Raw genomic sequence first — 8165 nt, 5'->3', positions numbered from 1 at the left:
GAAGTACGGCATGAGCTTCAGCCCCGACCCGAACCCGCAGGCGGGCAGCTTCTACCGCTCGGACCACTTCCCCTTCGCCAAGCGCGGCGTGCCGGCGATCTCGTTCGGGGCGGGCAACAACCTGGAGAAGGGCGGCGTGGCGGCCGGCAAGGCGGCTTCGGAGGCCTACACCCGCGACAAGTACCACCAGCCGGCCGACGAGTTCGATCCGAACTGGGACATGAGCGGCGTCATCCAGGAACTGTCCGTCTTCTACGACCTGGGCGCCGAGCTCGCGAACTCCCGCAAGTGGCCCGAATGGAAGGCCGGCGCCGAGTTCAAGGACGAGCGCGACGAGACCGCCGCCGAGCGGAAATAGGACCTTGAATCAAGGGCGGCGCTCCGGCGCCGCCCTTTCCACATCGGAACATCTTGAGAACCACGGCCGAGCTCGCTACGTCTACCCTCGTTCCTTGGACGGGAGACGCCACATGGCCGGCGAAGGCAGGATCCGCTGCGGCATCGGGGGCTGGACCTTCGAGCCCTGGCGCGGCGTGTTCTATCCCAAAGGCCTCAAGCACGCCGATGAACTGGCCTACGCCAGCCGCCATCTCACGGCCATCGAGATCAACGGCACCTACTACTCCAGCTTCAAGCCCGACAGCTGGGCCAAGTGGCGGGCGGCAACGCCCGAGGGCTTCAAGTTCTCGGTGAAGGCCAGCCGCTTCTGCACGAACCGCAAGGTGCTGTCCGACGGCAAGGGCTCGATGGACATCTTCCTCGGGCAAGGCCTGACCGAGCTCGGCGACCGTCTGGGTCCAATCCTGTGGCAGTTCGCGCCCACGAAGAAGTTCGACTACGACGAGTTCGGCGCCTGGCTCGATCTGCTCCCCAGGAGTCTCGAGAACCTGCCGCTCAGGCACGTCGTCGAGGTGCGCAACGCCTCGTTCGCCGACGCCAAGTTCGTGGGCTTGTGCCGCGACCACAACGTGGCGATCTGTAATTCCGAAAACGAGAACTACCCGTTCATCTCCGACGTCACCGCCGACTTCGTCTACCTGCGCCTGCTCTCGGCAAACGACGAGATCCCCACCGGCTACGAGGCGCCCCAACTCGACGAATGGGCCGGCCGCTTCAAGGCCTATGCCGCGGGTGGCGTGCCCGGCGACTTGCAGCCGCTCGACCGCACCGGCCCGCCCGAGGAGCCGCGCGACGTCTATGCCTTCGTCATCCACGAGGGGAAGGTGCGCGCGCCGGCCGCGGCCATGGAGTTCATCAAGCGCGTCGATCCCGATTTCCGGCCGCAGGAGCTTTAGGCGGGGATTGACCGCCGCCACGTCAGCCCGGCCCACTGCCTCCCATCACAAGGGAGGCCGCCGATGACCCACCTCACGCCAAACGACCTGATGTTCCGGCCGGGCCTGATGAAGGGCCAGCGGGTGCTGATCACCGGCGGCGGCACGGGCCTGGGCAAGGTGATGGCCGAGGCCTGCCTGATGCTGGGCGCCGACGTCTACATCTGGGGCCGGCGCGGCAATGTCATCGAGGAGGCCGCCCGCGAGCTGATGGACGCCCATGGCGACGCCGGCGGCCGCTGCGTCGGCCGCGCCTGCGACATCCGCGTGCCCGAGGCCATCCACGAGGCCATGGACGAGATCTGGGCCGACGGCGGGGCGCTGACCGGCCTAGTCAACAACGCCGCCGGCAACTTCATCAGCCGCACCGAGGACCTGTCGCCCAAGGGCTTCGACGCCATCGCCAACATCGTCTTCCGCGGCTCGTTCTTCGTGACGCTCGACGCCGGCAAGCGCTGGCTGGCCGAGGGCAAGCCCGCCTCGGTCGTCTCGATCCTCACCACCTGGGTCTGGCACGGCGGTCCCTTCACCGTCCCCTCGGCGATGTCCAAGGCCGGCCTCAACGTGATGACCCAGTCGCTAGCGGTGGAGTGGGGCAACCGCGGGGTGCGCTTCAACGCCATCGCGCCGGGGCCCTTCCCCACCGAAGGCATGAGCGCCAGGCTCAACCCCACGGGCGGCGCCATGGCCGAGGAGAAGGATCCCATGATCCCGCTGGGCCGCAACGGCGAGATGCGCGAGTTGGCCAATCTTGCCGTCTACCTTCTCGACCCCGGCTCGGCCTATGTGAACGGCCAGACCATCGCCATCGACGGCGGCTCTCACCTGCTGACCAGCGGAGGCTTCTCGCGCCTGGCCTCCTGGGGTGACGCCGAATGGGAGGCCGCCCGCAACGCCATCAAGGCCACCAACGAGAAGGACCGCGCGCAAAGAACCGTCTGATCGTTCGGCGTAAACCCTTGCGACATCTGGATTCGCCCGCAAGAATGACGCGCGTCACTTTTCTGGCGGAGTTCCGTACGCGTCGCATGGCACAGGTCGCCTATCTCCCGGTCGGCAAGCGCGAGCAGACCAAGGTCCAGAACCGCCAGGCGATCCTGGACGCCGCCCGCGAGGTGTTCGGGGAGCTGGGCTACGAGGCCGCGACGGTGCGCGACATCATCCGCCGCACCGGCCTCGCGGCGGGCACCTTCTACAACTACTACCGCTCGAAGGAGGAGGTGTTCGCCGCCCTCGCCGACGACGGCGCGCGGCGCTTCGCCCCGATGCTGAAGGCGATCCGCGCCCAGTCGCACGACGACTTCGAGGCCTTCGTGCGCCAGGCGATCTCGGCCTACTTCCGCTTCATGGCCGACGAGCATTCCAGCTGGCTGGCGAGGCGCCCGGCCGGCGAGCCGCACCCGCACGTGCACGGCGAGACGCCCGAGATGGCCGCCGTCTTCCGCGAGGTCCGCGACGCGATCATGGACGCCATCGCCGCCGGCAAGGGGCCGGCCTCGGATCCGGATTACATGGCCGCCGCGTGCATCGCGGTCGCGCGGGAGGTGGGGGACAAGATGCTGGAACGCCGGCCGATCGACACCGAGGCCGCGGCGGAGTTCGCCGTGGCGATGATCCTGAATGGCCTGCGCGGCCTGCCGGCGGCCCGCTGATGGCCTCCCCCACCGCCCAGCGTGTCATCGCCGGCCTGATCCTCTCGCTCCCCGCCCCGCTGCTGCGCCTGATGTCTGGCGGCGGCGTGGTCTATCAGGGCGGCCGCACCCTGGACCCGCGCCTGCAGTTCCTGGCGGCCCAGGCCAAGAAGGCGCCGCCGATGTCCAGCCTCTCGCCCGAGCAGGCCCGCCAAGGCGAGACCGCCGCCATCGGCGCCGTCTCGGCCAAGCCAGAACCCGGTGTCGCCTGGGAGGACATCACCGTCCCCGGCGGCGATGGTGACGTGAACGCCCGCGTCTATCGTCCGCAGAACCAAGATCCTGCCGCGCCGCTGATGGTCTGGGCGCACATGGGCGGCGGAGTGATCGGCACGATCGCGACCACCCACGCCTTCTGCACCATCCTGGCGCGCACCGCCCGCTGCCCGGTCCTGTCGGTGGACTATCGCCTGGCGCCCGAGCACCGCTTCCCGGCGGGCCTGCAGGACGTGCTCTCGGCCTATCGCTGGGGCCGCGACAACGCCGACCGGTTCGGCGCGCCGGCGGGCAAGGCGGCCATGGGCGGCGACTCCATGGGCGGCAACTTCACCGCCATCGTCTGCCAGGAGCTGAAGCGCGCCGGCGAGCCGCAGCCGGTGCTGCAGCTCCTCGTCTATCCCTGCACCGACGTCGCGTCCGAAACGGCTTCCATGACCACCTACGGCGAGGCGTTCCCGCTGACGCGTGACATGATGGAGTGGTTCATGGGCCACTACATGGGCCCCGGCGACGATCCGGCCGACCCGCGCCTGTCGCCGCTGCGGGAAGCGGACCTCGCCGGCCTCGCGCCCGCCGTCATCGCCACCGCCGGCTTCGATCCCCTGGTCGACCAGGGCGAGGCCTACGCCAAGCGCCTGCGCGAGGCCGGCGTGCCCGTCGCCTATCGCTGCTACGACAGCCTGGCGCATGCCTTCGTCGCCTTCGGCGGCGCCGTGCCGGCCGCCGACGCCGCGAGCCGCGAGATCGCCCGCCTGGTCCGCGACGGCTTCGAAGGCCGCCTCGCCTAGTGCGCGCGCTGGTCGTCGAGGAACTCGCGCCGGACTACGCCGGCGTCCGCATCAGGGATGTGGCGACGCCCCAGCCGGGCCCCGGCGAGGTGCGGGTGAAGGTGCTGGCCGCGGCGGTGAACTTCCCCGACCTGATGCAGACGCGCGGCGAGCACCAGCACAAGCCATCCCTGCCCTTCATCGGCGGCATGGAGATGGCCGGCGTGGTGGACGCGGTAGGTGACGGCGTCACTGCCTTTCAAGCGGGCGACGAGGTCTGTTCCGGCGGTCGCGGGGTCTTCGCCGAATACGCCGTCTTCCCGACCGCCAGCCTGCAGAAGAAGCCGAAGGGCCTGACCTTCGCCCAGGCCGCCGGCTATCCGGTCGCCTATCTCACCGCCTACGTGGGCCTGGTCCGCGCGGGCCAGCTGCAGCCTGGCGAATGGGCGCTGATCCACGGCGCGGCCGGCGGGGTGGGCCTGGCCGCCGTCGACCTCGCGAAGGTCCTGGGCGCCAAGGTGATCGCCGCCTCCGCTTCGGACGTGAAGCTTCAGACCGTCGAGGCCGAGTACGCGGTGGACGCCACGGTCAACGTCGCCGCCAGCTTCCGCGAGCGGGTGAAGGAGATCACCGGCGGCCGCGGCGCCGATGTCATCTACGATCCCGTTGGCGGCGACGTCTTCGACGAGTCGACCCGCTGCATCGCCTTCGGCGGCCGCATCCTCTCTATCGGCTTCACCTCCGGCCGCCTGCCGACGCTTCCCGTCAACATCGCCCTCATCAAGGGCTTCTCGGTCCACGGCGTCCGCGCGGGCGAGTACGGCCGCCAATTCCCGGAGAAGGGCCGCGAGAACAACGCCGCCATCTGGAAGCTCGCCGAAGAGGGGCGCGTGAAGCCCCGCGTCCACGCCGAGTATCCGCTCTCCGAGTGGCGCGAGGCCTACGAGACGCTTGCGAGGCGCACCGTCGTCGGCAAGACCATCATCCGGCCCGACCTGTAGGATCCGCCCATGACCATCGGCAGCGACGAAGATCTCGAGAAGCTGAAGGCCGCTGGCCGGCTGGTGGCGCGCACGCTCAAGGCCATGGGCGAGGCGCTGGAGCCCGGCGTCACGACCCGCGAGCTGGACCAACTGGGCCGCAAGCTGCTGGAAGACGCCGGGGCCCGCTCGGCGCCCGAGCTCTCCTACAACTTCCCCGGCGCGACCTGCATTTCAGTGGCGCCGGACGTCGCCCACGGCATCCCCGACGACCGCCGCGTGCAGGCGGGCGACCTGATCAACATCGACGTGTCGGCCGAACTGGACGGCTTCTTCGCCGACACCGGCGCAAGCTTCGCCGTGCCGCCCGTGACGCCCAAGGTCGAGCGCCTGTGCCGCGACGGCCGCCGCGCCATGTGGGCCGGCATCCGCGCGGTTCGTGCAGGGGCTCCCCTCAATGGGATCGGCAAGTCCATCGAGGCCTTCGCCGACAAGAACGGCTACAGCCTGGTCCGCAACCTCGCCAGCCATGGCGTCGGCAGGAGCCTGCACGAGGAGCCCACCGAGATCGCCACTTGGTGGGAGCCGTCCGACAAACGCCGCATCACCGAGGGCCTGGTCTTCACCATCGAGCCCTTCCTGTCGCTGGGCGCCGACTGGGTCGAGGAGCTGGACGACGGCTGGACCCTGCGCCCGCCGGGCGGCGAGCCCACCGTCCAGTACGAGCACACGCTGGTGGCCACCCGGAACGGCGCCCTGGTGGTGACCCTGGCGGATTAGCGCAGCACCCGGTGTTGACAGGTCTCCTGGGTTCCACTATCCACCGCGCCTCGATTTTCGACCCCGGAGCCACCCAGTGAAGCGGACCTTTCAGCCCTCGCGTCTCGTGCGCAAGCGCCGTCACGGCTTCCGTCTTCGTATGTCCACGAAGAACGGGCAGAAGATCCTGGCTCGCCGTCGCGCCAAGGGCCGCAAGCGCCTGAGCGCCTAAGCTCAGGTCTTAGCTGCTAAGGTGTCCGCGTGCCGGACGCCGACCTTCCCATCGAACGCCTGAAGAAGCGCGCAGACTTCCTGCTCTGCGCGCAAGCCCCTTCGACAGCGAAAGGGGCCGTCGTCGTTCAGGCGCGTCCCCGGGGCGACGACAAGCCGCTGGTCCGGGCCGGCTTCACCGCCACCAAGCGCATCGGCGGCGCCGTCGAGCGCAACCGGGCCAAGCGCCGGATGCGCGAGGCGGCCCGGCTTCTCCTGCCCGATCATGCCCGCCCCGGTTTCGACTATGTCTTCATCGCCCGCGGCGGTGTGACCACCCGCGCCTGGCCCCGTTTGCTTGACGATGTGAAAAGCGCGCTGATAAGGCTCGCCGCCGACCGTGAGGCCCCTTGACGCTCAGGGCCCGCTCCCCTCTTCGGAACCCGCTCCCGACATGAGAGACGACAACACCCGCAACACGATCATCTTCGTCGTGTGCGCGGCGCTCCTCCTGGTCGCCTACCAGGTCTTCGTCATCGACCCGCAGGCCAAGCGCCGGCAGGCCGAGCTTGCCCGCCAGGCGCCGCCCGCCGCGGCCGCCCGGGCCGGCAACGTCGCCGCCCCGCAGGTCCCGCAGGCCATGAACCGCCAGGCGGCCGTCGCGGCCTCGCCGCGCGTGGTCATCGACACGCCCGCCCTCACCGGCTCGCTGTCGCTGCGCGGCGCGCGCATCGACGACCTCTACCTCGACAAGTACCGCCAGACGGTGAAGAAGGGCTCGCCCGCCGTCGAGCTGCTGCGCCCCGAGGGCGCGCAGTATCCCTGGTTCGCCGAGATCGGCTGGGTCGGCGCGAACGTGCCGGGCCTGCCGAACGCCAACACCGTCTGGACCCTGGCCCAGGGCAGCAAGCTCGCGCCCGGCCAGCCGATCACCCTCACCTATTCCAACGGCCAGGGCCTGACGTTCACCCGCAGGATCGCGGTCGACGAGCGCTACATGTTCTCGGTGACCGACACGGTCGCCAACACCACCGGCCAGCCGATCACGCTCGCCCACTACGGCACGGTCCAGCGTCAGGGCGTGCCGAACGACCTCGGCAAAAACCAGATCGTCCACGAGGGCGCCATCGGCTGGCTCGACGGCAAGCTGCGCCAGGTGAAGTACGGCAAGTGGCAGAAGGACGGCGGCGGCCCGGCATACACCTCCGCCGGCGGCTGGCTCGGCATCACCGACAAGTACTGGCTGGCGGCGCTGATCCCGGGCGCGGGCGAGCAGGTCACCGGTCAGTTCCGCCGCACCCAGGCGCTCGGCCAGACGGTGCTCGACGCCAACTTCGTCGGCCAGCCGCGGATGATCCCGGCCGGCCAGCAGGTGAGCGAGACCACCCACTTCTTCGCCGGCGCGAAGAACGTGCCGATCCTGCGTGACTACGAGCAGGCGCTGAAGATCGACCACTTCGACAACGCGGTGGACTGGGGCAACTTCTGGTTCCTGACCCGGCCGATCTTCCAGTTCCTGGAGCTGATCCACCGCTACGTGGGCACCTTCGGCCTCGCCATCCTGGCGCTGACGGTCGTCGTGCGCCTGATCTTCTTCCCGCTGGCGAACAAGCAGTACGAGTCGCTGACCAAGATGAAGAAGGTGCAGCCCCAGATGGAGGAGCTGCGCAAGCGCTACAAGGACGACCCGGCCAAGCAGCAGCAAGAGCTTCTGGCCCTCTACCAGCGCGAGAAGGTGAACCCGCTCGCCGGCTGTCTGCCGCTGCTGCTGCAGATCCCCGTCTTCTACGCCCTCTACAAGGTGCTGACCGTCACCATCGAGATGCGGCACGCCCCGTTCCTGGGCTTCATCAAGGACCTGTCGGCCCGCGATCCGACCACGGTCTGGAACCTGTTCGGCCTCATCCCCTGGAACCCGGCGACGACGCCGCTCATCGGCGGCTTCCTGGACGGCCCGCTGCACGTCGGCGTCGTGGTCATCCTCTACGGCTTCACCATGTGGCTGACGACCGCCATGAGCCCGCCGGCGGGCGACCCGATCCAGCAGAAGATCTTCCAGCTGATGCCGCTGATCTTCACCTTCATCATGGCGCCGTTCGCCGTGGGCCTGATCATCTACTGGACCTGGTCCAACGTGCTGACGCTCCTGCAGCAGTACGTGATCATGCGCCGGTTCAAGGTCGACAATCCGATCGACCAGATCAA

Annotated in this window: 10 protein-coding genes; all 10 read left to right on the top strand. The window is 69.2% G+C overall.

Going from position 1 to position 8165, the window contains the following annotated elements:
- A partial coding sequence (locus RIF93_RS16360) for a M28 family peptidase (protein WP_309092515.1) occupies positions 1-358 on the top strand: 358 nt, incomplete at its 5' end.
- Between the two features lie 112 nt (positions 359-470).
- Positions 471-1295 (top strand): DUF72 domain-containing protein, encoded by an 825-nt coding sequence (locus RIF93_RS16355; protein WP_309092514.1) that lies wholly within the window; start codon positions 471-473, stop codon positions 1293-1295.
- Between the two features lie 63 nt (positions 1296-1358).
- Positions 1359-2276: an SDR family oxidoreductase gene (locus RIF93_RS16350; RefSeq protein ID WP_309092513.1), complete on the top strand. Its 918-nt coding sequence runs from the start codon at positions 1359-1361 to the stop codon at positions 2274-2276.
- An 86-nt stretch (positions 2277-2362) separates the two neighbouring features.
- Positions 2363-2986 (top strand): TetR/AcrR family transcriptional regulator, encoded by a 624-nt coding sequence (locus RIF93_RS16345; RefSeq protein ID WP_309092512.1) that lies wholly within the window; start codon positions 2363-2365, stop codon positions 2984-2986.
- Positions 2986-4032, top strand: a complete 1047-nt coding sequence (locus tag RIF93_RS16340) for an alpha/beta hydrolase (protein ID WP_309092511.1) — start codon at positions 2986-2988, stop codon at positions 4030-4032. Before RIF93_RS16345 ends, RIF93_RS16340 begins: the two co-directional genes overlap by 1 nt.
- The gene (locus RIF93_RS16335; protein ID WP_309092510.1) at positions 4032-5012 is read left to right on the top strand and encodes an NADPH:quinone oxidoreductase family protein; all 981 of its coding nucleotides are present in this window, start codon (positions 4032-4034) and stop codon (positions 5010-5012) included. Before RIF93_RS16340 ends, RIF93_RS16335 begins: the two co-directional genes overlap by 1 nt.
- A 9-nt stretch (positions 5013-5021) precedes the next feature.
- Positions 5022-5771, top strand: coding sequence for a type I methionyl aminopeptidase (gene map / locus RIF93_RS16330; protein WP_309092509.1), 750 nt, complete (start codon positions 5022-5024; stop codon positions 5769-5771).
- A gap of 76 nt (positions 5772-5847) precedes the next feature.
- Positions 5848-5982: a 50S ribosomal protein L34 gene (gene rpmH, locus RIF93_RS16325; protein ID WP_012520954.1), complete on the top strand. Its 135-nt coding sequence runs from the start codon at positions 5848-5850 to the stop codon at positions 5980-5982.
- A 29-nt stretch (positions 5983-6011) separates the two neighbouring features.
- Positions 6012-6374: a ribonuclease P protein component gene (gene rnpA / locus RIF93_RS16320; RefSeq protein ID WP_309092508.1), complete on the top strand. Its 363-nt coding sequence runs from the start codon at positions 6012-6014 to the stop codon at positions 6372-6374.
- Positions 6375-6414: 40 nt separating this feature from the next.
- Positions 6415-8165 (top strand): membrane protein insertase YidC (gene yidC, locus RIF93_RS16315; RefSeq protein ID WP_309092507.1); only part of this gene is annotated, 1751 nt, incomplete at its 3' end.

Source organism: Phenylobacterium sp. (genome assembly GCF_031181185.1).
In the GTDB taxonomy this organism is placed as follows: domain Bacteria; phylum Pseudomonadota; class Alphaproteobacteria; order Caulobacterales; family Caulobacteraceae; genus Phenylobacterium.
Note: the sequence above shows the minus strand (reverse complement) of the source record. Positions and strands in the feature narration are given on the sequence as shown.

Bases quoted from the DNA above. Each gene is read 5' to 3' on its own strand.
- RIF93_RS16355 (WP_309092514.1), top strand. From the start codon at position 471: ATGGCCGGCGAAGGCAGGATCCGCTGCGGCATCGGGGGCTGGACCTTC.
- RIF93_RS16350 (WP_309092513.1), top strand. From the start codon at position 1,359: ATGACCCACCTCACGCCAAACGACCTGATGTTCCGGCCGGGCCTGATG.
- RIF93_RS16345 (WP_309092512.1), top strand. From the start codon at position 2,363: ATGGCACAGGTCGCCTATCTCCCGGTCGGCAAGCGCGAGCAGACCAAG.
- RIF93_RS16340 (WP_309092511.1), top strand. From the start codon at position 2,986: ATGGCCTCCCCCACCGCCCAGCGTGTCATCGCCGGCCTGATCCTCTCG.
- map (WP_309092509.1), top strand. From the start codon at position 5,022: ATGACCATCGGCAGCGACGAAGATCTCGAGAAGCTGAAGGCCGCTGGC.